Annotated in this window: 1 protein-coding gene; it reads left to right on the top strand. The window is 35.1% G+C overall.

Annotation, left to right across the window (positions count from 1 at the left end; translation table 11 throughout):
• Window positions 1–35: 35 nt before the first annotated feature.
• Window positions 36–504: DUF2254 family protein (locus tag P20439_RS12745; protein ID WP_036934024.1), on the top strand; the 469-nt coding region annotated here is incomplete at its 3' end.

Raw genomic sequence — 504 nt, 5'->3', positions numbered from 1 at the left:
ATATGAGCTGGAATCGTAATTAGTAAGGATATTATGTGTATTTAAGAACGAGAATAACCAATATCTATCGGGAAATAATTAACAGTATTGGATTTTACCCCTCAGTCTTGTCGGTGGCATTTTTATTTTTTGCTGTGCTGACTATGTCAGTCGAGTACTTAGCCCCCATAGAACAATTTAAAACATTAATTTCTTTTATATTAGTTGATAGCGCAGAAAACGCACGCACCATTTTAAGTACTCTTGCAGGCAGTATTATTTCGTTAACCGTCTTTAGTTTTTCTATGGTAATGGTGGTATTAAATGCAGCTAGTGCAAGTTTATCACCGAGAGTTGTTCCAGGGTTGATAACACGCAAGTCACATCAAATGGTATTAGGGTTTTATTTAGGCAGTATTATTTATTCAATTATCATGCTGATAAATATAAACAAACTCGATAATGGTAACACTGCTATTCCGTCTCTTGGCGTGTTGTTTGCGCTTGTTTTTGGGTTAATCTCTT

Source organism: Pseudoalteromonas sp. BSi20439 (assembly GCF_000241165.1).
GTDB lineage: Bacteria > Pseudomonadota > Gammaproteobacteria > Enterobacterales > Alteromonadaceae > Pseudoalteromonas.
Note: the sequence above shows the minus strand (reverse complement) of the source record. Positions and strands in the feature narration are given on the sequence as shown.